This window comes from Streptomyces sp. NPDC085460 (assembly GCF_044541975.1).
Classification (GTDB): domain Bacteria; phylum Actinomycetota; class Actinomycetes; order Streptomycetales; family Streptomycetaceae; genus Streptomyces.
In genome coordinates this window covers 111,469-136,072 of record NZ_JBITTO010000001.1, presented here as the reverse complement: position 1 = coordinate 136,072, position 24,604 = coordinate 111,469, and the positions used below count along the sequence as shown (strand labels likewise).

Sequence of the window (24,604 nt, the reverse complement as noted above, 5' to 3'; positions counted from 1 at the left end):
TCCGGGACCCCGCGAGGTCAGGACCGCTTTCCGCCCCTCTCGAACGGTCACCCGACCGCCGCTAGCATGCGCCCCTATGGACGAGGACCTGCGGAACATCGTGCTCGGCGTGCTGGCGACCGGCCTCAGCGCGTCCCTGGGCTGGCTCACCCGGACCTACGTGTGGCGCCGGCGGCTCCGCCGCAAGCAGGCGTTCTTCGGCCTGCCCGGCCAGGCGGAGTGCCTGCTCGTGGTGAACCGGGAGGCGGGCGGCGACGGGGCGGTGCACCGCTTCGACGTCTTCGCGCTCCTCGAACTCGCCGCGCTGGTGAAGGACTGCGGGGCGCAGGCGCAGATCGTCCAGCACGACCGCACCCATCTGGGCTTCGGCGACCGCACCGAGTTCTGCGTGGGAGGACCGGGGTCGAACCGCCGGATGGCCGCCCATCTCGGCTCGCTGCTGCCCGGCCTCAGCATGAACACGGAGACGGACCCGGTCGAGGAGCGGGGCGCGATCGAGGTCGGCGGCGAGCGGTACCGGATGGACCCGGGCTCCGTCGAGTACGTGGTGCTCGCGCGGATCACCGCGGGCGACGGCGGCCGGCCGGTCTTCCTCTTCTGCGGGCAGCGGGCCATCACCAACCAGGCGGCGACCCGCTATCTCGCCCGCCACCACGAGCGGCTGGCCCGCTCCCACCGGAGCGGCTCGTTCGTCCTGCTGCTCAAGGTGGTCAACTCCCAGGCGTACGGCCCCGACGTGGTCGAACTGGTGGCCGATGTGACGCGGGCGGCGCTCAGGGCTCCCGCAGCCGTACCGGCAGCGACTTGATCCCGTTGATGAAGTTGGAGACCAGCCGCCGGGGCTCCCCGGCGGCCTCGACGCCCCCGCAGCAGTCCCGCAGCTCCTCGTAGAGCACGCGGAGCTGCAACCGGGCGAAGTGGGCGCCGAGACAGACGTGGGGCCCGTCGCCGAAGGAGACGTGCGGGTTCGGGCGGCGGCCGAGGTCGAGCCGGTGCGGGTCGCGGAAGACGCGCTCGTCGTGGTTGGCGGAGACGTGGAAGACGACGACCTTGTCTCCCTCCGCGATCCGCTCCCCGGCGAGCTCGGTGTCCCGGGCGGCGGTGCGGCGGAAGGAGAGCACCGGCGGGTGCGCCCGCAGCAGCTCGTCGACGGCGGTGTCCATGCCCACCTCGCCCCGCCACAGCCGGCGCTGCTCGCCGGGGTGCGCGCAGAGGGCGAGCACCCCGCCCGGCGCCGCCGACCGCACGGTGTCGTTGCCGGCGACGGTGAGCAGGAAGAAGAACATCTCCAGTTCGGCGTCGGCGAGTTCGGTGGCGGCGAGGGCGGTCATGAGGTCGTCGGCGGGGTGCTTCCGCTTGTACGCGGCGAGCTCCTGCGCGTACGCGAACATCTCGGCGAGCATCGCCGGCGACCTCGGGTTGACGGGCCGCCCGTCGGCGCCGAGCACGGGCGGCTCGTCCGGGTCCTGATAGGCGATGACCCGCTCGGTCCAGGCGTGCAGCAGCGCCCGGTCGCCGGCCGGCACCCCGAGGAGGTCGGTGAGGTTGAGCAGGGCGTAGTCGTCGGTGACGGCCCGGACGAGATCGACCTCGCCGCCGCCCTCCCGCGCCGCCGCGAGGAGCCGCCGGGCCCGCACGCGGGCGGTCGCCTCGAAGCGCTCGATCCTCCTGGGGGTGAAGGCGCGACTGGCGAGTCGCCTCAACCGCCCGTGCTCCGGCGGGTCCTGATTGAGCATCATGCGCCGGATGAAGGGCAGGTCGGCCGGGTCGGGGTCGCGGATCTGGGTGGCCCCGAGCCAGGAGGAGTACGTCCCCGCGTCCTTGAGCACCCGCACGACGTCGGCGTGCCTGGTGACCGCCCAGAACCCCGGACCGGCCGGCCAGCCGAGCACCACGGGCTCGTCCTGCCGGGCGACGGGCGCCCGGTCACGGAGCTCGCGGTAGGCGTCGTGGGGCGGCCCGGCGGCGTGGATCCGTGGGTCGAACACGTCGGGAAGGCTCGTCCGCGTCACGGGTCCAGCCTGAAGCCGGGGACGGGGGCGTGTCCACCACCGGGGCGCCCCAGAAGCGCCCCCTGCCCCCCACTCCAATCGTTACCCGCACGTAACTTACCGACCGGTTACCACGGGTAGCACGTCACGGATAGCGTCGGGCCACTTCACTGCCCCCCATCAGTGACCCCCCATCGAGGAGTGGCCCGTGCGCACATCCCTGGCCCTCGCCGTCTCCGCCGTCCTGGTGGCCGGGACGGCCCTGTCCGTGGCCCCCGCCGTCCAGGCCGCCGAGAGCGGCACGTCGATCCGGTTCGTGGACATCGCCGGCGACGGCGGCACCGTCCTCAAGGCCAACGTCGTCACGCCCGCCGGTGCGGGCGGCTCCGCCCGGTACCCCGTGATCGTGCTGCCCACCAGCTGGGCCATGCCCCAGATCGAGTACCTGGCGCAGGCGCGCAAGCTCGCCGACTCCGGCTATGTCGTGGTGAGTTACAACTCGCGCGGCTTCTGGCAGTCCGGCGGCGAGATCGAGACCGCCGGGCCCAAGGACGTCGCCGACGCGACGAAGGTGATCGACTGGACGCTCGCCAACACCCCTGCGGACCCCGCCAAGGTCGGTATGGCCGGGGTGAGTTACGGCGCCGGAATCTCCCTGCTCGCCGCCGCGCACGACCCCCGGATCAAGGCCGTCGCCGCGCTGAGCGGCTGGGCCGACCTCATCGAGTCGATCTACAGCGGCCGCACCCAGCACCTCCAGGCCGCCGCCCTGCTCGGCGGCGCCGGCTACCTCACCGGCCGGCCCGGTCCCGAACTGGAGAAGGTCCTGGGCGACTTCCTCTCGTCGAACCTGGACCAGGAGGACGAGATGATCGCCTGGGGCCGGCAGCGCGCGGCCGCCACCCACCTCGACCGGATCAACGCCAACGGCACCGCCGTCATGCTCGGCAACGCCTGGGGCGACACCATCTTCCCGCCCAACCAGTACGCGGACTTCTACGAGAAGCTGAAGGGCCCCAAGCGGCTGGAGTTCCGGCCCGGCGACCACGCCACCGCCGAGGCCACCGGCATCCTCGGCCTGCCCAACGACACCTGGACCAGCGCCCACCGCTGGTTCGACCGCCACCTCAAGGGCACCGACAACGGCATCGACCGCGAGCCGCCGGTCCAGCTCAAGCCCCGGTCCGACGGCGGCTACGAGGGGTACGCCGACTGGAAGTCGGTGAACGCGCACCGCGAGCGGCTCGCCCTGAACGACTCCGAGCACGTCTGGGCCAACGTGGACTCCGGCGCCAACGGCGGCATCGTCCTCCTCAGCAACCTCCTCGACCAGCTGGCGCAGACCCCGCCCGCCGTCTCCGTCCCGCTCCTCCCCCGCTCCTTCGCGGCCGTCTGGCAGTCCGGGCGGTACGACTCCGGCGCGGCGGTGCGCGGCACGCCCGTGCTGCACACCACGGTCACGCCGACGAGGTCCAGCGGCACCTTCGTCGCGTACCTCTACGACGTGGGCCCGCTCGGCGTCGGGAAGCTGGTGAGCAACGCCCCCCACACCTTCCACGACAAGACGCCGGGCAAGCCGTTCGCCGTGGACCTGGAGCTCTTCTCCACGGCCTACGACGTCCCGGCCGGCCACCGCCTCGCCCTCGTCGTCGACACCGTCGACCCGCTGTACATCGAGCACAACCCGGCCGGCGCGCAGCTGACCTTCTCCTCCCCCGCGTCCGATCCCTCGTACCTGTCGGTGCCGATGCGGGAGGAGTGATCACGGCTGCTGCCGGGCCGGTTTCAGGCCCGTGCGGGGGCCTGTACAAGGGTCACTCGCGGCCCGGCAGCGTGATCACCGGTGCGGCGGGAGCGACGTCCACCCCCTTGGTGCGGGGGTCGCGGCGCTCCCGTCGCGCGACCCAGGTCGCGAACCAGGAGAGCAGCATGCACATGCCGATGTAGATCGGCGAGATCACGAGGACGACCGGGATGAACGGCAGGTCGTAGTCGAGGTTCGAGGCGATCAGCTTGCCCGCGTGGAGGAACTCCTCGTAGGTGATCAGGTAGCCGAGCGAGGTGTCCTTCAGCGCCACCACCAGCTGGCTGATGATGGCCGGCAGCATCGCGCGCACCGCCTGCGGGACCAGGACCCAGGTCATGACCTGGGTCTTGCGCATGCCGAGCGCGTACGCGGCCTCGCCCTGGCCGCGCGGGACGGCGTGCACGCCGGTGCGGAAGACCTCGGCGAGCACGGAGCCGTTGTAGAGGGTGAGTCCGGCGACCAGCGCGGGCAGCGGCTGCACCTTGAGCGCCACGAAGATGAAGAAGATCATCACCAGCACGGGCATGGCGCGGAAGAACTCCACGAGCAGGGTGGCGATCCAGCGCACCGGCCGGTGGTCGGAGAGCCGCCCGGTGGCGAGGACCGCGCCGAGCGCCAGCGAGAACACGGCGGCGAGCGCGAACGCCTTGAGGGTGTTGCCGAGCCCTTCGAGCAGCAGCTCCTGGATGCCCTCGTACAGGAAGGGCCGCCACTTGACGGCGGTGAACTGGCCGGTGTCGAAGAGGAGATAGAGGATCCAGGCGGCGAGGCCGAGGATCACGGCGGTGGACGCCAGGCCGTAGAGCAGGTGGCGGCGGCGGGCCTGGGGGCCGGGGATGTCGTAGAGGGCGCTGGCCCGCGGTGTGCGGCTCACCGGGCCACCCCCCAGCGCTTCTCCAGCACGTTGAAGACCGCGCTGATGGCGAGGGTGATGATCAGGTAGCCGACGGCGATCCAGACGAAGGTCCAGATGATGTTGTAGCCGAGTTCGCTCAAGGTCTTGTAGGTGCCCAGGAGTTCGGTGACGCTGAAGGCGCCGGCGATGGCGGAGTTCTTGGCGAGGGCGATCAGGGTGGAGCCGATCGGCGGGATCACCGAGCGGAACGCCTGCGGCAGGACGACCGCGCCGAGGGTCTGGCTGAAGGTCATGCCGAGGCTGCGGGCGGCCTCGCCCTGCCCGACGGGGACGGTGTTGATGCCGGAGCGCAGCGCCTCGCAGATGAAGGCCGAGGTGTAGCAGCCGAGCGCGAGGACGGCGAACAGCTCGAAGGGGAGGACCAGTCCGAAGCGCGGCAGGCCCAGCATCACCGCGAAGAAGAGCAGGGTGAGCGGGGTGTTGCGCAGGACGGTGACCCAGACCGTGCCGAAGACCCGGAAGGAGCCGACGGGCGCGACCCGGAAGGCGGCCATGACGAAGCCCAGGACGAGGGCGAGCGCCGAGGCGTAGACGGTGAGTTCGAGGGTGCCGAGGAAACCCTCGCCGTAGAGCGAGAAGTTCTCTGTCAGTACGTCCATGTCAGCGGTGCGGGTCCTCAGTTGGCCGGGTAGCGGTCGATGGGCGGCGGCGTCGGGGCGGGGACCCCGGAGAGCCCGAGGGTCGCGTCGTACGCCTTCTTCCAGTCGCCGTTCTTCTCGTGCGCGGCGATGGCGTCGTCGAGGGCGAAGCGCAGCGCGGTGTCGCCGCGCGGCACGCCGATCCCGTACGGCTCCTTCGAGAACGGCTTCCCGGCGAGCTTGAGTTCGTCGGGGACCTTGGCGGCGTAGCCCATGAGGATGGTGTCGTCGGTGGTGACGGCGTCGACCTGGTAGGTGAGGAGGTTGTCGACGCAGATCGAGTAGGTGTCGTAGGCGACCAGGTCGGCCTTCGGGTAGTCCTGCTGGATGCGCTGGTACGGGGTGGACCCGGCCGCCGAGCAGACGCGCTTGCCGTCGAGGTCCTGGGGTCCGTGGATGTCGTCCTCGTCGGTGCGGACGAGGAGGGACTGGCCGGCCTCGTAGTAGGGGCCGGCGAACCCGACGAGCTGCTTGCGCTTGTCGTTGATGGTGTAGGTGCCGACGTAGTAGTCGATCTGTCCGTTCTGCAGGGCGGTCTCGCGGTTGGCGGAGGCGATGGTGCGGAACTCGACGCCGGTCGCCGGGTCGAAGCCGAGCGAGGCGGCCATCATCTTGGCGATCTCGATGTCGAAACCGGAGTAGCGGCCGGTGGCGGGGTCCTTCTCGCCGAGGTACGGCTGGTCCTCCTTGGCGCCGACGACCAGCCGGCCGCGTTTGCGCGCCCGGTTCCAGGTGGAGGAGTCCGGCAGGCGGAAGTCCGACTGGACGCGGTAGGCGGGGAGTTGGTCGGGCTGCGGGCCCTTGACGGGCGGGCTGCCCGGCCGGCCGCAGCCGGCGAGCAGGGAGCCCGCGGTGGCGAGCAGCAGGGCGAGGGCGAGGGCGCCCGGGCGTCGGTGCGTGCGCGGCATGGTTCCCACCCCGGTCAGTGCGAGAGGATCTTGGACAGGAAGTCCTTGGCGCGGTCGCTGCGCGGGGCGGTGAAGAACTCCTCGGGGGCGCGGTCCTCCAGGATCCTGCCGTCGGCCATGAAGACGACCCGGTTGGCGGCGGAGCGGGCGAAGCCCATCTCGTGGGTGACGACGACCATGGTCATGCCCTCGCGGGCGAGCTGCTGCATCACCTCCAGGACCTCGTTGATCATCTCGGGGTCGAGGGCGGAGGTGGGCTCGTCGAAGAGGAGCGCCTTGGGGTCCATGGCGAGGGCGCGGGCGATGGCCACGCGCTGCTGCTGGCCGCCGGAGAGCTGCGCCGGGTACTTCTCGGCGTGGGCGGCGAGGCCGACCCGGTCGAGGAGTTCGCGCGAGCGCCGGTCGGCCTCGTCCTTCTTCCGCCCGCGGACCTTGATCTGGGCGAGGGAGACGTTGGCGAGGACGGTCTTGTGGGCGAAGAGGTTGAAGGACTGGAAGACCATGCCGACGTCGGCGCGCAGCCGGGCGAGTTCCTTGCCCTCCGCGGGGAGCGGGCGGCCGTCGATGCGGATCTCGCCGGACTCGATGGTCTCCAGGCGGTTCACGGCCCGGCAGAGGGTGGACTTGCCGGAGCCCGAGGGGCCGATGACGACGACGACCTCGCCGCGCCCGACGGTGAGGTCGATGCCCTGGAGGACGTGCAGTGTGCCGTAGTGCTTGTTGACGCCACGCAGTTCGATCAGCGGATCGACGGTCATGCGCTGCCCTGCCCCATTTCTCAGCGGTGTGCCGATGCGGTGTGTCGAGACAGCGCAAACTATCCGCCGAGAAAAGGGACTTCACACCCGACACGCCCGATACCGGGCAAGACGGTATTAGCCGTATTTACGGCAATCGGGTGGTGCCGGGGGTGGCGTGCGGAAAGGTCACTCCTCGGCGGCCTCCGCGTACACCTGGGAGAGCTGGGGGGCACCGGCCATGGCCCATTCGACGCCGTACTCGACGACGGGAATCTCGCGTCCGGACTCCAGGACGACGACCGGGCCGCCGTTCGGCCACACCTGCCAGTGGGCGCCGGGCACGTTCCGGACGATGACCGTGCCGAGGTAGAGGCCCGCGTCGTTGCCGAACCAGGGCAGTTCCTCGGCGTCGTCGCGCCAGCGCGGCGGGAGCTGGTCCAGCTCCTGGAGCGAGTGCGGGGTGTCGTCGAGGGCCACGCCCGCCGCCTCGACGCGGGCGCGGAGCAGCTCGCACTCGGCGAGCAGCTCCGTCACGCCCTCCGGGTCGCGGTCGAAGGCCGCGGCCAGCGGGGACGGGTCCGGCTCGCGCCGCTTGCGCCAATGGTCGAGAAACGGGATGTTCATCGGAACAGCGTCGCACCGTCACCCGCCGGACCACCACCCGGCACGCTGAGATCGTTATGGAGCGCCCGCGCAGGTCACCGGGGTCGGAGGGCGGACCGGCGGCCGGGCTCCGGGGCCGGGGTCAGAGGTCGAGGTCGACGACGACCGGGGCGTGGTCGGAGGCGCCCTTGCCCTTGCGCTCCTCGCGGTCCACGTAGCTGTCCTTGACGGCCTCGGCGAAGGGCTTGTTGCCGTAGACCAGGTCGATGCGCATGCCCTTGTTCTTGGGGAAGGCGAGCTGGCGGTAGTCCCAGTACGTGTACGGGTGGTCGTACTTGAGCGGGCGCGGGACGACGTCGGTCAGGCCGGTCTCGCGCAGCCCCGCGAGGGCCGCGCGCTCGGGCTCGGTGACGTGGGTGGCGCCCTCGAAGAGGGAGATGTCCCAGACGTCGGCGTCGGTCGGGGCGATGTTGTAGTCGCCGAGGACGGCGAAGGGCCGGTCGCCGGCCGCGTCCTCGCCGACGGCCGCCTTCAGCGCCTCCAGCCAGCGCAGCTTGTAGGCGTAGTGCTCGTGGGCGACCTCCCGGCCGTTCGGCACGTAGACCGACCAGACGCGGACCGGGCCGCAGGTGGCGGAGATGGCCCGGGGCTCCTGCACGCTGTCGTAGTCGGGTCCGCCGGGCAGGCCCGTCACGACGTCCTCGAAGCCGACGCGGGAGAGCAGGGCCACGCCGTTCCACCGGCCGGTGGCGCTGACCGCCGACTCGTACCCCAGCGCCCGCAGCTCCTCGGTGGGGAACTGCTCGGCGGTGCACTTGGTCTCCTGGATGCACAGCACGTCGGTGCCGCTGCTCTCCAGCCAGGCCAGCAGCCGGGGCAGCCGGGCGGTGATCGAATTGACGTTCCAGGTGGCGATGCGCATGACGCCCAGCCTACTGGCGGGCACCGACAGCGGCCCGGAACCCGCTCACAGCTCGGCCGACGCGCCGGGGTCGAGCCGGCGGTGGTCGGTGCCGCCGAGGCCGCCGATCTGCCGGTCGTAGATCGGCCGGGCCAGGTCGGTGAGGAGCGCGTCGTGGATGTCGTACGCCCGGCGCGGCCGCACCTCGCGGACGTAGTCGATCACCTCGGAGATCTTGTTCCACGGGGCCATCACGGGCAGCAGCAGGGTGTCCACCGGGCGGCCGGGGACGGTGAGGGCGTCGCCGGGGTGGAAGACGGTGCCGTCGACGAGGTAGCCGACGTTGGTGACGCGGGGGATGTCGGGGTGGATCACGGCGTGCAGCTCGCCGTGGACCTCGACGTCGAAGCCCGCGGCGGTGAAGGTGTCGCCGTGCCCGACGGTGTGGACCCGGCCGGGGTAGGCGGGGGCGAGCTGTCCGGCGACGCTGCGGAGCGTCCAGAGCTCGGCGGCCGGGTTCGCGTCGAGCGCGGCGCGGAGCCGCCCCTCGTCGAAGTGGTCCGGGTGTTCGTGGGTGACGAGGAGGGCGTCGGCGCCGAGCACCGCGTCCTGCTCGGTGAACCCCCCGGGGTCCAGGACGAGCGTCCGCCCGTCCTTCTCCAGCCGCACGCACGCGTGGGACTTCTTCGTCAGCTTCACGGCCCCACCCTACGCCGGGCGTCCGGGCCCGGACCGGGCCGACGCGGGAGCCTCCGTGCCGGGCGTGCGGGCCCGGCCCGGGCGGTGCGGGCCCTACGCCGGGGGCGTGGTCTCCTCGGTGATGACCCGGCCGACCGTCGCGAGGGCGGTCTCGGCGGCGGGGAGGCCGCAGTAGACGGCCGTGTGGAGCACGATCTCGCGGATCTCGGCGGGCGAGAGGCCGTTGCGGAGCGCGGCGCGGGTGTGGTCGGCGAGCGCCTCCCGGTGGCCGCCGGCGACGAGGGCGGTCAGGGTGACGACGCTGCGGGTGCGGCGGTCGAGTCCCTCCCGGGCCCAGACCTCGCCCCAGGCGTACCGGGTGACGAGCTCCTGGAAGTCGGCGGCGTCCTCGTCGGCGAGCGCCCGGTCGACATGGGCGTCGCCGAGGATCTCGCGGCGGAGCCCGAGCCCCTTCTCGTACGGGTCGGGGCGGGTCTCGTCCGTCTCCTCCCCGTCCTCGGCGGCGGCCGGGGCGGGGGCGGGCTCGGCGGGGGCCGGCGGGGCCGCGGGGACGGGCGGCGGTACGGCGAGGCTGCCGCTGGTGTCGTGGCCGGTCGCCGAGAAGTGCTCCAGGAGCAGGTCCGTCACGGCGGCCGGCTGCTCGACGGGCGCGAGGTGGGAGGCGCCCGGCACGACGGCCAGCTTGGCGTCGGCGATGCCGGCGACGAGGGTGCGGGCCTCGGCGGGGCCGGTGACCCGGTCCTCGGAGCCGACCAGGACCAGCGCGGGCACCCCGATGCTGCCGAGGGCGGCGCGTACGTCGAAGACGGCGAGGGCCTCGCAGGCGGCGACGTAGCAGGGGGCGTCGGTGGTCCGCACCATCTGGACGGCCCAGTCGACGATGGCGGGCTGGTTGGCGGCGAAGTGCGGGGTGAACCACTGCTCGGGCGCGGTGCGGGCCATCGGCTCCAGGCCGTTGGTGCGAACCACCACCCCGCGCTGGCGGAACTCGTCGGCGGTGCCGAAGCGGGGCGCGGTGGCGACCAGCGCCAGCGAGGCGACCCGGTGCGGGGCGCGCAGCGCCAGGTCGAGGCCGACGGCGCCGCCGAGGGAGCAGCCGGCGTAGCCGAAGCGCTGGACGCCGAGGTGGTCGAGGGTGGCGAGCAGGCGGTCGCCGAGCTCCGCGACGGAGGTGAAGGGCTGGGCGGGCGCGCCGCCGTGGCCGGGCAGGTCGAACCGGACGACGCGCCGGTCCCGGGTCAGCTCCGGGATCTGGCGGTCCCACATGTGGAACGTGGTGCCCAACGAGGGGCCCAGGACCAGGACGGGAGCGTCCTCGGGCCCGTCGACTCGGTATTGCAGGGTGTTCGTCGGTGTCTCACTCACTCGCCCGACCCTCTCATCCCGCCGCGCGCCGCGAGGCGCCGGGGCGGAACTCGGGGGTGTGACGAAGCTCGCGGGGCCGTGGCGCGGGCGGCCGGCGCGGGCTCTCCGTCACCGGCCCCGGCGGATCCTGGCGGCCTTGCGGGCCTCGGCGAGCTTGCGTTCCTCGGCGGAGCGGCGGGACTCGTTCCTGGCGCGGCCGGGCTTGCCGGGGACGGTGCCGATGCCGCGGAACTGCGCGCCGCCGCGCTTGGGGCCCTCGGTGCTGGGGGCGCTGCCGGCGACGGGGACGCCGGACGGGGCCTTGGCGCCGGTGATACGGCTGAGTTCGGCCTCGCCGGAGCGGACCTGGGTGACCCGGGGCCTGAGTCCCGCGTCGGCCATCAGGCGGAGCACGTCCTTGCGCTGGTCGGGCATGACCAGTGTGACCACGGTGCCGGAACCGCCGGCCCGGGCGGTGCGCCCGCCGCGGTGCAGGTAGTCCTTGTGGTCGGCGGGCGGGTCGACGTTCACGACGAGGTCGATGTCGTCGACGTGGATGCCGCGCGCGGCAACGTTGGTGGCGACCAGGACGGGCACCTCGCCGGTGCGGAACCGCTCCAGGGTGCGGGTCCGCAGCGGCTGCGACTTGTCGCCGTGCAGGGCCGCGGCCCGGACGCCGCTGCCGAGCAGGTGCGCGGTGAAGCGGTCGACGGACGCCTTGGTCGCCAGGAACATGATCACGCGCCCGTCGCGGGCGGCGATCTCCGTGGCGGTGGCGAACTTGTCGGCGCCGTGCACCTGGAGGACGTGGTGCTCCATGGTGGTGACGGCGGCGGCCGAGGGGTCCACGGAGTGGACGACCGGGTCGTGGAGGTAGCGCTGGACCAGGTGGTCGACGTTCTTGTCGAGGGTGGCGGAGAACAGCATCCGCTGGCCCCCCTCGCGGACCAGGTCGAGGATGCCGGTGACCTGGTCCATGAAGCCCATGTCGGCCATCTGGTCGGCCTCGTCGAGGACGGTGACGCCGACCCGGTCGAGGCGGACGTCCTTGCGCTCCACGAGGTCCATGAGCCGGCCGGGGGTCGCGACGACGACCTCGGCGCCGTCGCGGAGGGCGGTGGCCTGCCGGCCGATGGACATGCCGCCGACCACGGTGGTCATCCGCAGCCGCAGCGCGGCGGCGTAGGGGGCGAGGGCGTCGGTGACCTGCTGGGCCAGTTCGCGGGTCGGGACGAGGACGAGCGCCCGCGGCTTGCGCGCCTCGGCCCGCAGCCCGGCGGTCCGCGCGAGCAGCGGCAGCCCGAACGCGAGCGTCTTGCCGGACCCGGTCCGCGCCCGCCCCAGCACGTCCCGCCCTGCGAGGGCGTTCGGCAGGGTGGCGGCCTGGATCGGGAAGGGGGTGGTGACCCCCGCCGCGGCGAGCAGCTCCCGCACCTCGGCGTGCAGCCCGGCCTCGTCGAAGGAGGCGACGGCGGGCAGCGCCGGCGTGGGGCCGGCCGACCGCGCGAAGTCGTCCTCGGGGACGGCGGTGCGGGGGCTACGGTCCGGGTGCGCTGAACTGTTCATGGGTTCCATTGTGGGTCACCCGCCGGCGCGTGCGTGCGGGCCGGGGGCGTCAGGGGCTGGTGGTGGAGACCGCGAAGACGCGGGGGAAGGCCGGGTCCGTGAGGTCCACGGTGATGTCGGTGGCCGGGCGCGGCTCCTCGCGGGTCACCGTGGTGCCCGCCCAGGTCAGGCCCGGGTCGAAGGTCCAGCCGACGATGTCCGCGTCCCGGCCGGAGACGCTGGTCCGGCCCGGGGTGAGCGCGGAGCGGCTGGTGCCGGAACCGGCGAGGAAGGTGTCGAGGCCGGTCGCGGTGGTGGTGAACTGCACGTACAGCCGGCTGGTGCGCCAGTTGCTGGTCTCGTAGTAGGCCACGCCGGACGCGCCCGCCGGGACGGGGACCTCGAAGACCCGGCGCTTCATCAGCGAGGGCCAGTTGTCCTGGAGGCCGACGACGGAGGACTCGCGCTCCTTGTCGATGCCGCTGTCCCTGCTCTGTCCGGCGGAGATCACCAGATAGCCGGCCGGGATGCCGACGAGGAGGACGATGATGATCGCCGTCAGCCAGCGGCGGCGGATCATGCGGCCCCGGTCCTCCGGCATCCGCTCCCGCGGCGTCCGCTGCTCGGGCAGCCGCTCCTCCGGCCGGGGGGACGGGGGGTGCACGGTCATGAGCCGGGGTCCTCGGGGGTGCGGGAGGCCCGGCCGTGCGTCCCGGCGCGGAACGCCTGCGCGTACCGCTCGTACTTCTCGTACCGCTCCACCCGGCGCCGGTTGGCGCGGCGGAAGCGGCGGGCGACGAGCCGGGCGAGGTCGGCGGCGCCGACCATGCCGGCCTCGGGGCCCAGCTGGGCGCGGGTGATCCGGGCCTCGGGGCGGTAGCCGCGGCCGGTGAGGTGGCGGCGGAAGGCGTCCCGGGCCGGGCCGATGAGCAGGTCGTCGGCGGCGGAGACGCCGCCGCCGATGACGAAGCAGGAGGGGTCGAGGGCGGCGGCGAGGTTGGCGATGCCGACGCCGAGCCACTGTCCGATGTCCTGGAGCAGCTCGACGCACATGGCGTCGCCCTCGCGGGCCAGCTCGGTGATGAGCGGGCCGGTGATCTCGGGGACGTTCCCCTTCACCCGGTCGATGATGTTGTACGCCACCGGGGAGTCGGCCGCGGCCAGCTCGCGGGCCTCGCGGACCAGGGCGTTGCCGGAGCTGTACTGCTCCCAGCAGCCGCGGTTGCCGCAGGGGCAGCGGTGGCCGCCGGGCACGACCTGCATGTGCCCGAACTCTCCGGCGACGCCGTACTTGCCCCGCTTGACCCGGCCGTCCTCCAGGATGGCGCCGCCGATGCCCGTCCCGAGGGTGATCATGACGAGGTGGTCCTCGCCGCGTCCGGCGCCGAAGCGCCATTCGGCCCAGGCGGCGGTGTTGGCGTCGTTGTCCACCATGACGGGGACGGCGAGCCGGTCCTGGAGGGCGTCCCTGAGGGGTTCGTTGCGCCAGGCGAGGTGGGGGGCGAAGAGGACCCGGGCCCGGTCGGCGTCGACCCAGCCGGCCGCGCCGATGCCGACGGCGTGCACGTCGTGCCGGTCGGAGAGGTCGAGGACGAGCTCGACGATGGTGTCCTCGACGACCTTGGGGCTCTTGGACTTGTCGGGGGTCTCGGTGCGGATCTTCTCCAGGATGGTGCCGTCGGCGTCGACGACGCCCGCCATCACCTTCGTCCCGCCGATGTCGATGCCCACCGTCGGCACCCGGGGCGCCGAGAGGTGGGAGCGCCGCTCGCGGGTGCCGACGGTCCGCAGGACACCGCCCCGGGCGGCGGGGTCACGGTAGGTGTTCATCGGCTCGATTCTGCCAGGAGGGAGGTCGGGTCCGCGTGATGAAGCCCGGGGCGGGTCACGGTCCGGCGGGGCGCTCCAGCTCGTGGCGGAGGTCGTCCAGCTCGCTGCCGCCCGCCATCTGGCGGGTCAACTCGTCGAGCGTCACCGACGCCTTGGTGTGGCTCGCGGCCATCGTGCCCCGCTTGAGCAGGACGAACCGGTCGCCGACGAGGTAGGCGTGGTGCGGGTTGTGGGTGATGAGGACCACGCCGAGGCCCTCGTCGCGGGCGGCGGCCACGTACTTGAGGACGACGCCGGACTGCTTGACGCCGAGGGCGGCGGTCGGCTCGTCGAGGACGAGGACCTTGGCGCCGAAGTGGACCGCGCGGGCGATGGCCACGCACTGGCGTTCGCCGCCGGAGAGGGTGCCGATGGGCTGGTCGACGTCGCGCAGGTCGATGCCCATGCGGAGCAGCGCCTCGCGGGTGGTGGTCCGCATCCGCTCGACGTCGAGCCGTTTGAAGGGGCCCTTGCCCCTGGTGGGCTCGGAGCCGAGGAAGAAGTTCCGCCAGACGGGCATCAGCGGGACGACGGCGAGGTCCTGGTAGACGGTGGCGATGCCCCGGTCGAGGGCGTCGCGCGGGTTGGCGAGGGCGACCTCCTCGCCCTCGATGAGGAAGGTGCCGGCGTCGTGCCGGTGCAGGCCGGCGACGATCTTGATGAGGGTGGACTTGCCGGCGCCGTTGTCGCCGAGGACGCAGGTGATCTCGCCGGCCCTGACCTCCAGGGAGACCCCTTCGAGGGCGCGGATGTTGCCGTAGAACTTGCTGACTCCGGTCAGCTCCACCAGCGGGGTCGTCGTCACTTGGTGGCCTCCACGCGCTTGCGGATCCAGGCGTTCAGGAGCGTCGCGAGCAGCAGCATCGCGCCCAGGAAGAACTTGAACCAGTCGGGGTTCCACTCGGCGTAGACGATGCCCTTGCTGGTCATGCCGAAGATGAGGGCGCCGATCGCGGAGCCGATGGCGGAGCCGTAGCCGCCGGTGATCAGGCAGCCGCCGATGACGGCCGCGATGATGTAGATCAGCTCGTTGCCGACGCCTTCGCCGGACTGGACGACGTCGAAGGAGAAGAGCAGGTGCTGGCCGGAGATCCAGGCGCAGAAGGCGACGCCGAGGTAGAGGCCGATCTTGGTGCGGTGGACCGGGACGCCGACCGCGCGGGCCGCGTCGGCGCCGCCGCCGACGGCGAAGATCCAGTTGCCGAAGCGGGTGCGGAGCAGGATCCAGGTGGCCACCGCGACGAGGCCGAGCCACCACAGGATGGTCACCTTCAGCTCCACGCTCCCGACGGTGAGCGTCGAGGCGAAGACGGAGTGCGCGGAGGGGAAGCCCTCCATGTCGGCGATCGACTTGGTGGAGACGGTGCCGGTGATCAGCTTGGTGAGGCCCAGGTTGAGGCCGGTCAGCATCAGGAAGGTGCCGAGCGTGATGATGAAGCTGGGCAGTCTCGTACGGGTCAGCATGAAGCCGTTGAAGGCGCCGACGGCCAGGGTGACCAGGAGCGAGACGCCGACGCCGACCCAGACGTTGGCGGTCATCTGGTAGCTGAACATCGAGGACACCAGCGCGGAGCTGGTGACCAGGACGCCGGCCGAGAGGTCGAACTCGCCGCCGATCATCAGGAGCGCGACCGGGACGGCCATGATGCCGAGGGTGGAGGCCGCGTAGAGCACGGTGCCGAGGCCGGCGGGGCGCAGGAAGCCGTCGGCGGCGACCGCGAAGAAGGCGAAGACGGCGATCGCGCCGACGACCGAGCCCAGCTCGGGGCGGGCGAGGAGCTTCTTCAGCGGGGTGGTGCGCAGCAGCCGCTCGTCGACGTGGTCGAGCCCGTCGCCCCCCGCGGCGGGTGTGGTGCCGCTCATCGGGTGCCCCGCTCCGCGTACCGCTTCAGGGCCCCGGCCTGGTCCTTGGTGATGATCTGGGGCCCGGTGAGGACGGGCTTGCCGCCGCCGAGGACGTCGGCGTTGTAGCGGTAGAGCCAGAGCAGGTCGACCGCCTCGTACCCCTGGAGGTACGGCTGCTGGTCGACGGCGAAGCCGAGGGTGCCGGCCTCCAGGGCGGCGGCGACCTTGGCGTTGAGGTCGAAGGTGTCGATCTCGGCCTTGCTGCCGGCGCTCTTCGCGGCCTGGACGGCGGCGTCGGCGAAGGGGGCGCCGAGGGTGACGACGGCGTCGAGGTCCTTGTCGGACTGGAGCTTGGCCTCGATGGACGCCTTCACGTCGGGCATGTTGGTGCCGTCGACGTACAGGTTGACCAGTTCGCCGCCGAAGGTCTCCTTGGTGCCGGCGCAGCGCTGCTCGTGTCCGACGTTGCCCTGCTCGTGCAGGACGCAGAGGGCCTTCTTCTTCCCGCGCTTCGTCAGCTCCTCGCCGACGGCCTGGCCGGCGACGGTCTCGTCCTGGCCGATGTGGGTGAGGGCGCCGAACGCCTTGGACTGCTCGGCGCCGGAGTTCACGGTGATCACCGGGATGCCGGCCTTCACCGCCTTCTCGACGGCCGCCTTCATCGCGTCGGGCTTGGCGAGGGTGACGATGAGGCCGTCGACGCCCTTGGCGACGTACGAGTCGATGAGCTGCGCCTGCTGCTGGGACTCGTCGCTGTGGGCGTAGAGGAAGTTGATGTTGTCCTTGACGGCGGCCTGCTTCGCGCCGTTCTGGACGATGTCCCAGAAGGTGTCCCCGTCGCCCGAGTGGGTGACCATCGCGAAGGTCCAGCGGGGGGTGTCGACGGCCGCCCGGCCCTGGGCCGCGGCGGCCTTGCGGGCGTCCTCCGCCCGCTTGCCGCCCGTGCTGCTGCACCCGGCGAGCGCCGCTGTGAGCGCGACGGCGAGCACGGCGCCGACAGCGGCCCGTACCCCTCCTGTCCGCAGCCCTGTCCGAAGCCTGGTCACGAGACCGTGCCCTCCTTTGTGTCCTTCTGCGTGCATTGCAGTATCGGTCATGAGGGTCTCGGCGCTCGCGACGGGTCCCTCCTCGCGCCCCGGCGGCCCTACGGACGGACCATCGGCCGGGTCGCGGAGGGCCGGGGCCGGTGAGGCCGGGGCGGGCGGCGAGGTCGGTGCCGTCGCGAGGGTAGCCCCGCCCCGGGGCGCCGGGAAGGCGTCACGCCGGCTCCATCGGCGCGCCACCGGCGCTTGTCCTGACAAACCTTGACACCGTCCGGCGGGCGCCCCACGGTGGGGCCATGCGCATCGGACTGATCGGGACGGGCCGGATCGGGAGTTTTCACGCGGGGGCGCTCGCCCGGCATCCGGGGGTCGGCGCGCTGGTGGTCGCCGACGCCGACCCGGCGCGGGCGGGGGCGGTGGCGCGGGCGGTGGGCGCGGAGACCGCGCCGGACGTGACGGCGCTGCTCGGGCGGGACCTCGACGCGGTGGTGATCGCCTCGGCGACGGCCGCGCACGCGGAGCTGATCGGCCGGGCGGCGCGGGCGGGTCTGCCGGCCTTCTGCGAGAAGCCGATCGCGCTGGACGTGCCGGGCACGCTGGCCGCGCTGGCAGCGGTGGAGGAGGCGGGCACCGAGCTCCAGCTGGGCTTCATGCGCCGCTTCGACGCGGGCTACCGGGCGGCGAGGGAGGCGGTCCGCGCCGGGCGACTGGGCAGGCTGCACACGGTACGGACGGCGACCTCGGACCCGGAGCCGCCGCCCGCCGCGTATCTGCCGCTCTCCGGCGGCCTCTTCCGGGACTGCATGGTGCACGACGTCGACATCGTGCGGTGGGTGACCGGCCGGGAGGTCGTGGAGGTGTACGCGCGCGGCTCGGACGCGGGTCCCGCGATGTTCCGCGAGGCGGGTGACGTGGACACGGCGGCCGCGCTGCTCACCCTGGACGACGGCACCCTGGTGTCGGCGACGGCGACGCGCTGCAACGGCGCCGGGTACGACGTGCGGATGGAGCTGGCCGGCGATCGCGACCAGCTCGCGGTGGGCCTGGACGAGCGCACCCCCCTCACCTCGCTGGAGCCGCACTCCCCCGCGCCCCCGCCGAAGCCCTGGCCCGGCTTCCTGGAGCGCTTCGCCCCGGCGTACGAGGCGGAGCTGGACGCCTTCGTCCGCCTGGTGCGCGGCGAGGCCCCCAACCCGTGCGACGGCCAGGAGGCACTGGCGGCGCTCCGGGTCGCGGACGCCTGCGAGCGCTCCCGCCGCGAGCACCGGCCGGTGCGGGTGGAGCCGTAGCTCCCGTCCGTACGGCGGCACCGGCCCCGGCCGGCCGCGCGGACCGTGCCCTGGGCGGGGGTCGCGTGGTCGGTGGCCCCCGTCGCCCTACTCGCCGGTAGGGGCGTGGGGGCCTTCGTCGAGGAGACCGGCGTCATGGACGAGCAGGGCGATCTGGACCCGGTTGTTGAGGTTGAGCTTGGCCAGCAGCCGGGAGACGTACGTCTTCACCGTCGGCACGCTCATGAAGAGCTGTTCGGCGATCTCGGCGTTGGAGGCGCCGCGGCCGACGGCGACGGCCACCTCCCGCTCGCGTCCGGCGAGCCCGGCGAGGCGTCCGGCGGCGGTGTCGCGGCGGGGGCGGGGCTCGGACAGTCCGGCGACGTGGCTCATCAGCTGGCGGGTGACGGCCGGGGAGAGGACGGGGTCGCCGGCGGCGACCCGGCGGACGGCGGCGACGATCTCGGCGGGCGGGGTGTCCTTCAGGACGAAGCCGGCGGCGCCGGCCCGCAGGGCGCGCAGCACCTGCTCGTCGGCGTGGAAGGTGGTGAGGACGATCACCTCGGGGGCGCCGGGCCGGGCGCGCAGCAGTTCGGTGGCGGTGAGGCCGTCGACGTGCGGCATGCGGATGTCCATGAGGACGACGTCGGGGGCGAGGCGGGCGACGAGGTCGGGGACCTCGCTCCCGTCGGAGCCCTCGCCGACGATCTCGACGGTCGGGTCGCCGCCGAGCATCAGGGTGAGGCCCGCGCGGACCAGGGGGTCGTCGTCGACGAGGAGCAGCCGGATGGTCATGGGGGCCACGGTAGCCAGGCGGTGAGGGCGAAGCCGCCGCCGGGGGCCGGACCGTGGTCGAGCCGCCCGCCGGCGAGGGCGGCCCGCTCGGAGAGTCCGATGAGGCCCTGGCCGGAGCCGGGGACGGGCGGGACCGGTCCGTCGGGCGCCGGGTTGCGGACCTCGACGGTCAGCCCGTCGCCGGGACGGCCGCGCAGGGTGACGGTGACGCGGGCGCCGGGGGCGTGCTTGCGGGCGTTGGTCAGGGCCTCCTGGGCGATGCGGTAGACGGTGCGGCCGGTGGCGGCGGGCACCGAGCCGGGGTCGTCCACCGCGGAGTCGAGGAGGACCGTCATCCCGGCCTCGCGGGACTCGTCGACGAGCGCGCCGAGGGTGGCGAGGGTCGGCTGCGGCCGGTCGCCGCCGCCGCTCTCCTCGCCCGGGGCGCGCAGCACGCCGATGATCTCGCGCAGGTCCTGGAGGGCGTCGTGGGCGCTGTCGCGGATGACGCCGGCGGCGCGGGCGATCTGCTCGGGCGGGGCGTCGGGCCGGAACTCCAGGGCGCCGGCGTGGACGCTGAGCAGGGTGAGCCGGTGGGCGAGGACGTCGTGCATCTCGCGGGCGATGGCCTCGCGGGCCAGGCGCTGCGCCTGGGCGGCGCGCAGTTCGGCCTCCGACTCGGCCCGTTCGGCGCGCTCGCGCAGCGCCTCGACGAGCTGGCGGCGGGCCCGTACGAGCATGCCCCAGGCGATGACGAGGAGGGTGAGGGCGACGCCGAGGACGATCCCGAGGGCGGTGCCGGTCTCGGGGTCGGGGCGGACGAAGACGGTGGCGACGGCGCCGGCGAGGGTGACGCCGAGGATCCAGGCGATCTCGCGGAAGGGGCGGCGGACGGCGACGCTGAAGAGGGCCGCGAGCATGGCCCCGGCGGCGACGGGGATGAGGGCGCCGAGGACGGCGAGGGCGGCGGCGAGCCCGACGGGCCACCGGCGGCGCAGCCACAGCGCGCAGCAGGCGAGGGCGCCGACGATCTGGTCGATCAGGTTGACCGCGTCGCTGTTGTACCGGGCGCTGGTGTCGGCGGCGACGAGCCCGAAGAGCGCGGCCAGCAGGAAGATCAGGGTGTCGACGACCCAGTCGCGCACGGTGCGGCGCGGCCGGGCGGCCCCGTCCCCGCCCGGTGCGACCAGGTGGGAGGGGAGCAGCCAGCGCTGCCGGTCCGTTCGCGTCATATCGGCAATGTACTGAGCGGGGGCCCGCCGCACCGGTCCGCGGCGGCCGGCCGCGACCGAAGTCGCGGGAATCGATACTTCGGTCGCGGGGCGGGCGACCGGCGGCCGACGCGGCCGGCCGGCCGGCGGGCCCATGATCGCCGCATGAGGAGATTTCTTGAGGTGACCGGCTTCCTGCTGACCGTCTTCGGGGTCTGCGGGGTGATCAGGGAGCTCACGGGCGGCTGGCTCCCCTTCATGGGTGCGACCCGTTACCTGACCGAGAACGTGTGGTTCCTCGAAGGCCGGGAGGTCTTCACGAACATCGTGGTCGCCGCGCTCGGCCTGGTGCTGATGATCGTCTCGGAGCGGGTCGAGAAGAGGGGCTGAACCTATCGGCCGTCCGCGTCGGCGCTCCGCCGCCCCCAGGCCGTGCCGGCGAGGACCAGGGCCGCGCCCGCGAGGCCGAGGGCGCCCGGCCGGTCGCCGGCCAGGGCGATGCCGGCGAGGGCGGCCCACAGCGGCTCGGTGCCGAGCAGCAGGCTGACCCGGGAGGGCGAGGTGCGGCGGACGGCCCACATCTGCACGAAGAACGCGAAGAGCGTGCAGAAGACGGAGAGGAAGACGAGCCCGGCCCATGCGCGGGGTCCGAAGTCGAGCGCGGCGGCCCAGGGGGTCGTACCGCCGCCGGCGGCGGCGAGGACGGCGAAGACGAGCACGGCGGTGCCGAGCTGGACGGTGGTCAGGGACAGCGAGTCGGCCGACCGGACGGCCTTGATCCGGGCCATGGCGAGGACGTGCACGGTCCGGGCCACCGCGGCCAGGAGGATCAGCAGGTCGCCGAGGGAGGGGGCGGTGAAGCCCGCGCCCTGGGTCAGCAGGACGACGCCGGCGACGGAGAGCCCGGCGGCGCCGAGGAAGCCGCGCGACGGCCTCGTCCGGGTGACGGCGGCTTCGGCGAGCGGGGTGAAGATCATGGTGAGGCTGATGATCAGGCCGGCGTTGGTGGCGGAGGTGTGGACGACGCCGTACGTCTCCAGGAGGAAGATCCCGGCGAGGACCAGCCCGAGGAGTGCGGCGCCCCGCCACTGCGCGCCGGTCAGCGCCCGCAGCCCCTTCCACCCGGCGGCGACCAGGACGGGCACCACGAGCGCGAAGCGCAGCACGAGGACGGCGACGACGGTGTGGCTGGTGGTGATGCCCTTGGCGGCGAGGTAGCTGCCGCCCCAGAACACCGCGACGAGCAGCAGCGGGAGATCGGTGAGCCAGGCAGGGCGCCGGGCGCCGAGGGGGACGGAGCCGGGGTACGGCGAAACGGACGGAGCGGCCATGTCGGTGCGGGTCTCCCACTCGGCTGACGGGGTGGAGACGTCAGCGGCTCGCACACGGAACGATCACCGTACCGGCCGGGGCCGGTGGTGACGACACCCTTTTCCGGCGGCCCTTTCCCGGCCGCTGATCACACCCGCTACTCAGTAGCTGCCGTAGGTGGGGCGGCCGGCCCGCTCGTACGTGTGGAGGGCGACGCCCGTGCCGGTGACGGACGACTCGGTGAGCCGGAAGGCGGTCGGCTGGTCGCCCTCGCCGAAGAAGCGCCGGCCGGTGCCGAGGACGACCGGGAAGACGTGCAGGTGGAGGGTGTCGATCAGGTCGTGGGCGAGGAGGGTGCGGGCGAGCCCGCCGCTGCCGTGGATCTGGATCTCGCCGTCGAGGCGCTCCTTGAGCGCGGTCACCTCCTCGACGGCGTCCCCGCGCAGCAGGGTCGTACCGGCCCAGTCGGCGGATTCGAGGGTGGTGGTGGCGACGTACTTGGGCAGGGCGTTGAGCTTGCTCGCGACCGGGTCGGCGGGGTCGGTCTGCTTCGGCCAGTAGCCGGCGAAGATGTCGTAGGTGCGGCGGCCCAGGAGGAACGCGGTGGGGCGGGCGAAGATCTCCTCGACGCGGCGGAGGAAGTCCTCGTCGCCGAAGGGCACGGACCAGCCGCCGTGCTCGAAGCCGCCGCTGCGGTCCTCGTCGGGGCCGCCGGGCGCCTGGTAGACGCCGTCGATCGTGAGGAACTGGGTGAGGCTGAGGGTGGCCATGGCGGTTGCCTTTCGCTGGTCGGTGCTGTGCTCCCATCCGTATCGACCCCGCCCGGCGCCGCAACTCATCGGTCGGCGCCGAACTCGGTGTCCGAAGGCCGCCAGCACCGGCTCCCCCACCCGGGTTTCCTTGAATCCGCAACCAGTTGTGCGATCTGAGGAGGCAGGGAGCGATGTCCGCGATGAACGGGACGGCGGTGCTGGTGACGGGCGGCAGCCGGGGCATCGGCGCGGCGACGGCGGTACGGCTCGCCCGGGAGGGTGCCGACGTGGCCTTCACCTACGTACGGGACGAGGCCGCGGCGAAGGAGGTCGCGGCCCGCGTCGAGGCGGCGGGCCGCCGGGCGCTGCCGCTGCGCGCCGACGCGGCGGACGCCGGGGACGCGGCGGGCGCGGTGCACCGGGCGGCGGACGATCTGGGGCGGCTCGACGTCCTGGTGAACAACGTCGGCGTCGGGGTCCTCGGCCCGCTGGGCGAGCTGACCCTCGCCGATGTGGACCGGGTGCTCGCGGTGAACGTCCGGGCGGCCTTCCTGGCCTCCCAGGCGGCGGCGGAGCGGCTGCCGGACGGCGGCAGGATCGTCACGATCGGCACCTGCATGACCCAGCGGGTGCCGGGCCCCGGCGGGACGCTGTACGCGCTGAGCAAGTCGGCGCTGACGGGCCTGAACCGGGCACTGGCCCGGGAGCTGGGCGGCCGGGGGATCACCGCCAACATCGTCCACCCGGGCCCGGTGGACACGGACCTCAATCCGGCGGACGGGCCGATGGCGGAAGGGCAGATCGCGCTGACCGCCCTGGGCCGCTTCGGCACCCCGGACGAGGTGGCGGCGGCCGTCGCCTACCTGGCGGGCCCTGAGGGCCGCTATGTGACGGGCGCCGAACTGTCGGTGGACGGCGGCCACGCGGCGTAAGGGCGAGGAGTCGTTCCCGTACGCGGGGCGCGCCTGTCCGGACGGTGCCCGGACGGGCCGGCGAGTGACCTGTCCGGACGGTTCCCTTACGGGCCGGCGAGTGAGCCGAAGGGGCGCGCCGGGGGAACGACCACGAGCGCGCGGAGCCCCGTGAGGAACGAGCGGGGCGAGCACGGTCGGGGTCGTGAGCCCGGCTGAGGCGCCCCGGAGGCGAACCGAGCCCAGAAAAGGGAAGAGCAGAGGGCGCACCGGTGCTGTCGGGTCGGTGCGCCCTCTGGCCGGGCGGGGTGTCGTGCCCGCCCAGTAGGGGGCCCGGACCGTGGTCCGGGGTGTTGCCGGGGGCCGGCCGGTGTCGGCCGACCGGGCCCCGGGGCCGTACGGGCTCGGTCAGCCGCCGAGCTCCTGGTGGCGGGCGGTGAGCCGGGCCGCGCCCGCTTCGGTCAGGGAGCCGAAGAGGCGGAGGCGGGAGATGCCGCCGTCCGGGTAGATGTCGATGCGTACGCGGGAGCCGACGGCCGGCGTGTCGAGGACGAACCGGTGGTTGGTGTCGGGCTGGAGCCGGGTCCGGGGAAGGATCTCGGTCCAGTCCTCGGAGCCCTCGGCGGCGACGGAGAGCGCGGCCCAGCCGGCGCTGTTGCCCTTGAGGTACGCGGTGTCGATCTCGACGGCGCGGATCGCGGACTCGGCGACGAGGGAGTAGCGGATCCAGTCGTTGCCCTTGTCGCGGCGGCGGCGGGTCTCCCAGCCGTCGTCCATCTTGCGGGAGCGGCCGGGCTGGATGGTGTTGGTCGCCGGGGAGTAGAAGCGGTCGGAGGCGTCCTCGACCTGGCCGCCGTTCTCCAGGGCGGCGAGGTCGAAGGTGCCGAGGACGCCGAGCCAGGCCGGGTCGGGGGCGACTTCGCCGTACACGCGGAGGCGGGCGATGCCGCCGTCGGGGTGCTGGTTGACGCGGAGGTGGGTGAAGCGCTGCTCGACGTCGACGGCGAAGCCGTTGGCGGCGTGGCCGCCGATGGCGGTGCGCGGGACGAGGGTCGTCCACTTCACGTCGTCGGCGAGCAGTTCCTCGGGCGAGGGCGAGCCGGCGACGGAGGTGGCCTCGACGGAGACGGCCTGCGGGTAGTTGCCGCGGAAGTGGGCGGTGTCGACGACGATGCCGCGGACGACGCCGGGGGCGCCGAGCCGGACGAGGGCCCAGTCGTGGTCCTCGGCGGTCGGGTGCGGCTCGGCGGCGGAGACGCCGCGGCGGCGGCGGGTCTCCCAGCCGTCCATGATCTTGCCCTTGTGGCCGAAGTGCTCGGGGTCGAACTCGGCGGCCTCGGGCTTGAGCATGTTCTCGCGCTCGGCGAAGAACTCGTCGTTGGCGGCGATGACGCCGGCGCCGAGACGGCGGTCGGCGAGGTCGGCGTACTGGGTGAAGGGGAACTCGGCCGTGCGGTAGTCGGCGTACGGGTCACCGCCGCCGTAGGGGCTGGCGTCGCCGGTGAAGGAAGGTATGCCGGTGCTCACG

At 73.3% G+C, this 24,604-nt stretch carries 25 protein-coding genes; 5 read left to right on the top strand and 20 right to left on the bottom strand.

What is annotated here, in order from left to right; genetic code table 11:
* The first annotated feature begins 76 nt into the window (after positions 1-76).
* The gene (locus ACIGHB_RS00580; RefSeq protein ID WP_360319646.1) at positions 77-808 is read left to right on the top strand and encodes a hypothetical protein; all 732 of its coding nucleotides are present in this window, start codon (positions 77-79) and stop codon (positions 806-808) included.
* Here ACIGHB_RS00580 and ACIGHB_RS00575 read toward each other — a convergent pair.
* The gene (locus tag ACIGHB_RS00575; protein ID WP_399908277.1) at positions 774-1,988 is read right to left on the bottom strand and encodes a cytochrome P450; all 1,215 of its coding nucleotides are present in this window, start codon (positions 1,986-1,988) and stop codon (positions 774-776) included. The genes ACIGHB_RS00580 and ACIGHB_RS00575 overlap by 35 nt on opposite strands.
* A gap of 211 nt (positions 1,989-2,199) precedes the next feature.
* Between ACIGHB_RS00575 and ACIGHB_RS00570 the strand changes: the two genes are divergently transcribed.
* Positions 2,200-3,753 carry a CocE/NonD family hydrolase gene (locus ACIGHB_RS00570; protein WP_399908274.1) on the top strand — a complete coding sequence of 518 codons (1,554 nt, stop codon included), beginning with the start codon at positions 2,200-2,202 and terminating at the stop codon, positions 3,751-3,753.
* A 52-nt stretch (positions 3,754-3,805) separates the two neighbouring features.
* Here the strand turns inward: ACIGHB_RS00570 and ACIGHB_RS00565 are convergent, their stop codons facing one another.
* From ACIGHB_RS00565 to ACIGHB_RS00500, 14 genes are all read right to left on the bottom strand, one after another.
* Positions 3,806-4,672 (bottom strand): amino acid ABC transporter permease, encoded by an 867-nt coding sequence (locus ACIGHB_RS00565; RefSeq protein ID WP_399908271.1) that lies wholly within the window; start codon positions 4,670-4,672, stop codon positions 3,806-3,808.
* On the bottom strand, positions 4,669-5,313 hold the full coding sequence (locus ACIGHB_RS00560; protein ID WP_360319638.1) for an amino acid ABC transporter permease: 645 nt from the start codon (positions 5,311-5,313) through the stop codon (positions 4,669-4,671). The genes ACIGHB_RS00565 and ACIGHB_RS00560 overlap by 4 nt, the downstream gene beginning before the upstream one ends.
* 17 nt (positions 5,314-5,330) lie before the next feature.
* Positions 5,331-6,260: a glutamate ABC transporter substrate-binding protein gene (locus tag ACIGHB_RS00555; RefSeq protein ID WP_399908267.1), complete on the bottom strand. Its 930-nt coding sequence runs from the start codon at positions 6,258-6,260 to the stop codon at positions 5,331-5,333.
* Positions 6,261-6,274: 14 nt separating this feature from the next.
* Positions 6,275-7,018, bottom strand: a complete 744-nt coding sequence (locus tag ACIGHB_RS00550) for an amino acid ABC transporter ATP-binding protein (protein ID WP_360319634.1) — start codon at positions 7,016-7,018, stop codon at positions 6,275-6,277.
* A gap of 168 nt (positions 7,019-7,186) precedes the next feature.
* A complete protein-coding gene (locus ACIGHB_RS00545; protein ID WP_360319632.1) occupies positions 7,187-7,624 on the bottom strand; it encodes a DUF6278 family protein in 438 nt (145 codons plus the stop codon).
* A 121-nt stretch (positions 7,625-7,745) separates the two neighbouring features.
* Positions 7,746-8,525 (bottom strand): exodeoxyribonuclease III, encoded by a 780-nt coding sequence (locus tag ACIGHB_RS00540; protein WP_360319630.1) that lies wholly within the window; start codon positions 8,523-8,525, stop codon positions 7,746-7,748.
* Positions 8,526-8,570: 45 nt separating this feature from the next.
* Entirely contained in the window at positions 8,571-9,203 is a 633-nt protein-coding gene (locus ACIGHB_RS00535; protein WP_399908262.1) for an MBL fold metallo-hydrolase, read from the bottom strand.
* Between the two features lie 93 nt (positions 9,204-9,296).
* Positions 9,297-10,568, bottom strand: coding sequence for an alpha/beta fold hydrolase (locus ACIGHB_RS00530; RefSeq protein ID WP_360319626.1), 1,272 nt, complete (start codon positions 10,566-10,568; stop codon positions 9,297-9,299).
* 108 nt (positions 10,569-10,676) lie between these two features.
* Complete coding sequence (locus ACIGHB_RS00525; protein ID WP_399908259.1) at positions 10,677-12,113, bottom strand: DEAD/DEAH box helicase; 1,437 nt, start codon at positions 12,111-12,113, stop codon at positions 10,677-10,679.
* Positions 12,114-12,162: 49 nt separating this feature from the next.
* The gene (locus tag ACIGHB_RS00520) at positions 12,163-12,762 is read right to left on the bottom strand and encodes a hypothetical protein (RefSeq protein WP_360319622.1); all 600 of its coding nucleotides are present in this window, start codon (positions 12,760-12,762) and stop codon (positions 12,163-12,165) included.
* A complete protein-coding gene (locus tag ACIGHB_RS00515; RefSeq protein ID WP_360319620.1) occupies positions 12,759-13,922 on the bottom strand; it encodes an ROK family glucokinase in 1,164 nt (387 codons plus the stop codon). The genes ACIGHB_RS00520 and ACIGHB_RS00515 overlap by 4 nt, the downstream gene beginning before the upstream one ends.
* Positions 13,923-13,977: 55 nt before the next feature.
* The gene (locus tag ACIGHB_RS00510) at positions 13,978-14,796 is read right to left on the bottom strand and encodes an ATP-binding cassette domain-containing protein (RefSeq protein ID WP_399909322.1); all 819 of its coding nucleotides are present in this window, start codon (positions 14,794-14,796) and stop codon (positions 13,978-13,980) included.
* Positions 14,763-15,824, bottom strand: coding sequence for an ABC transporter permease (locus ACIGHB_RS00505; RefSeq protein WP_360319616.1), 1,062 nt, complete (start codon positions 15,822-15,824; stop codon positions 14,763-14,765). The genes ACIGHB_RS00510 and ACIGHB_RS00505 overlap by 34 nt, the downstream gene beginning before the upstream one ends.
* The gene (locus ACIGHB_RS00500) at positions 15,821-16,852 is read right to left on the bottom strand and encodes a sugar ABC transporter substrate-binding protein (protein WP_360319614.1); all 1,032 of its coding nucleotides are present in this window, start codon (positions 16,850-16,852) and stop codon (positions 15,821-15,823) included. The genes ACIGHB_RS00505 and ACIGHB_RS00500 overlap by 4 nt, the downstream gene beginning before the upstream one ends.
* Before the next feature lie 293 nt (positions 16,853-17,145).
* On the opposite strand from ACIGHB_RS00500, the gene ACIGHB_RS00495 reads away from it, so the two are divergent.
* The gene (locus ACIGHB_RS00495; RefSeq protein ID WP_399908254.1) at positions 17,146-18,138 is read left to right on the top strand and encodes a Gfo/Idh/MocA family oxidoreductase; all 993 of its coding nucleotides are present in this window, start codon (positions 17,146-17,148) and stop codon (positions 18,136-18,138) included.
* A gap of 87 nt (positions 18,139-18,225) precedes the next feature.
* Here ACIGHB_RS00495 and ACIGHB_RS00490 read toward each other — a convergent pair whose 3' ends face one another.
* Both ACIGHB_RS00490 and ACIGHB_RS00485 read right to left on the bottom strand, forming a co-directional pair.
* Positions 18,226-18,912, bottom strand: coding sequence for a response regulator transcription factor (locus ACIGHB_RS00490; protein WP_360319610.1), 687 nt, complete (start codon positions 18,910-18,912; stop codon positions 18,226-18,228).
* On the bottom strand, positions 18,909-20,123 hold the full coding sequence (locus tag ACIGHB_RS00485; protein WP_399908250.1) for a sensor histidine kinase: 1,215 nt from the start codon (positions 20,121-20,123) through the stop codon (positions 18,909-18,911). The genes ACIGHB_RS00490 and ACIGHB_RS00485 overlap by 4 nt, the downstream gene beginning before the upstream one ends.
* Before the next feature lie 144 nt (positions 20,124-20,267).
* Between ACIGHB_RS00485 and ACIGHB_RS00480 the strand changes: the two genes are divergently transcribed.
* On the top strand, positions 20,268-20,492 hold the full coding sequence (locus tag ACIGHB_RS00480; protein ID WP_399908247.1) for a hypothetical protein: 225 nt from the start codon (positions 20,268-20,270) through the stop codon (positions 20,490-20,492).
* Between the two features lie 2 nt (positions 20,493-20,494).
* Here the strand turns inward: ACIGHB_RS00480 and ACIGHB_RS00475 are convergent, their stop codons facing one another.
* Together ACIGHB_RS00475 and ACIGHB_RS00470 are read right to left on the bottom strand one after the other, a co-directional pair.
* Positions 20,495-21,433, bottom strand: coding sequence for a DMT family transporter (locus ACIGHB_RS00475; protein ID WP_360319648.1), 939 nt, complete (start codon positions 21,431-21,433; stop codon positions 20,495-20,497).
* 141 nt (positions 21,434-21,574) lie between these two features.
* Positions 21,575-22,183, bottom strand: coding sequence for a dihydrofolate reductase family protein (locus ACIGHB_RS00470; protein ID WP_399908244.1), 609 nt, complete (start codon positions 22,181-22,183; stop codon positions 21,575-21,577).
* 173 nt (positions 22,184-22,356) lie between these two features.
* On the opposite strand from ACIGHB_RS00470, the gene ACIGHB_RS00465 reads away from it, so the two are divergent.
* Entirely contained in the window at positions 22,357-23,097 is a 741-nt protein-coding gene (locus ACIGHB_RS00465) for an SDR family NAD(P)-dependent oxidoreductase (protein ID WP_399908241.1), read from the top strand.
* A 387-nt stretch (positions 23,098-23,484) separates the two neighbouring features.
* Here ACIGHB_RS00465 and alc read toward each other — a convergent pair whose 3' ends face one another.
* Positions 23,485-24,603, bottom strand: a complete 1,119-nt coding sequence (gene alc, locus ACIGHB_RS00460; protein ID WP_399908239.1) for an allantoicase — start codon at positions 24,601-24,603, stop codon at positions 23,485-23,487.
* Between the last annotated feature and the right edge of the window lies 1 nt (position 24,604).